This window comes from Saccharophagus sp. K07, assembly GCF_014336955.1.
In the GTDB taxonomy this organism is placed as follows: Bacteria; Pseudomonadota; Gammaproteobacteria; order Pseudomonadales; family Cellvibrionaceae; genus UBA5868.
Genome location: NZ_QRAI01000014.1, coordinates 1 through 1581 on the forward strand (window position 1 = coordinate 1; position 1581 = coordinate 1581).

2 protein-coding genes and 1 pseudogene are annotated in these 1581 nt (G+C 42.9%); 1 reads left to right on the plus strand and 2 read right to left on the minus strand.

What is annotated here, in order from left to right; translation table 11 throughout:
- Positions 1–263: pseudogene (locus tag DWB84_RS18720) on the plus strand (hypothetical protein); the annotation flags it as partial.
- A gap of 77 nt (positions 264–340) precedes the next feature.
- On the opposite strand, the gene DWB84_RS18725 reads toward DWB84_RS18720, so the two are convergent.
- On the minus strand, positions 341–1096 hold the full coding sequence (locus DWB84_RS18725) for a glycosyltransferase family 2 protein (protein ID WP_222868285.1): 756 nt from the start codon (positions 1094–1096) through the stop codon (positions 341–343).
- Positions 1097–1147: 51 nt separating this feature from the next.
- Positions 1148–1441, minus strand: a complete 294-nt coding sequence (locus DWB84_RS18730; RefSeq protein WP_222868286.1) for a hypothetical protein — start codon at positions 1439–1441, stop codon at positions 1148–1150.
- Positions 1442–1581: the final 140 nt, after the last annotated feature.

Below are 1581 nucleotides of genomic sequence, written 5' to 3' on the forward strand. Positions count from 1 at the left end.
AAAACATGGTCTCGCCAGAATTGCTGTTTGCTTGTCAGATTCATATTCATACCCCAGTCAAAAACCTGGGGGTATCTTTGGTGAATCAACCGAGACTGGCTAGGGTGGGGTTTGTCGAGCGCTTACGTTTTGTGGATACCAATACCTTCTTTTTAATTATCGCAGCCACAGCGCTGGTGGCGTTTGCAGTGGTGCAGTTTTTGGAGGAGCCGCGGGGGCATGGGGTGGAGGTTGTGGAGGATGGTGTGGTGGAGGTGGGATAAGCTCACCTCTACCTATAACTCCAGACCAGTAAAATTCAAGAAATTAGAGCATCAAAGTCAATACCAACCTGAAGAACTCAACGTATAAAAAACTGCGGTAACTTTGACAAATTTTTCCCTAATATGGCTCTGAACACAGGCATACTATATTCTTTCATCACAGCGAAATCTTCCTTTGACTTTCTTATAATATTTGATAATGAACGATTGCTGGCGCCTCCGATCCTCATTTTTATCAAGACTTCCGGCAAATACTCCAACCTGACATTATTAACCCATAAATATCGCATAAGCGAATCATAATCAGCCGATATTTTATAATTTAAATTAAAACCACCAAGCTCAGAATACAAATTTCTGCGCATATAAAAAGTCGGATGGGGCGGCATCCACCCATTTTTTAATCGACTTCGACTATATGAGCCGCTCTTCCAATACCGAATAACTTTATTAGTATTCTCTTTATCGACATACTGTAGATCAGCATAAACAGCATCAGGTTTTTTCCGATCGATGCAGTCAACCAATTTTTCAAGAGAGGAAGGAGATGCAAGAATATCATCAGAATGTAGAAAGCCAACATACTCACCTTGAGCAGCAGCAATTCCTTTATTCAATGCATCATAGATACCTTTGTCACGTTCAGAAATAATCTTCCCGATTCTAACTCCCGAACGACGAACCACATCAAGCGTATCATCCGAAGAAAGACCATCCACAATTATAGACTCATAATTTTGAAAGGTTTGCCGAGCCAAACTTTCCATTGTGGCGGCAACAGTCTTACTACTATTCCAAGTGGCGGTTATGATTGAAAGCTTGATATCGGACATGTAATTTAATCTTTAAGAAATGACCAAAAACCAACGTAACGCTTCAGAAAGTCAACTTCGAAAGTTTTCCTGGTTTTCCAAAAACCACTGATACGTCATCTTGAGACCTGTTTTAAGATCTGTGCTGTAACGCCATCCTAGCGATGCAAGCCTGTCCACGCTCAATAACTTTCGGGGGGTACCATCCGGTTTGGAGCTATCAAACAACACAGCGCCAGAGTAGCCCACCACCTCAGCAATAGTCTCCACCAGCTCTCTGATAGTGCAATCCTCTCCGGTCCCAACATTAATATGACTCAACATCGGAGTTGTATTAGCATCATATAAGCCTTTGTCTAACTCCATGACATGAATGCAAGGTAAGCGCTCAACAAAGCACCCGGTTGACAGCCCCAAAGCTTTGCTTCAGCTGCTCGATATCCACATTCCACGGCAGCAGCTTTTCCACATCCTCCACGGTTTTCGCTCTGGGCTGATGTTTGAAC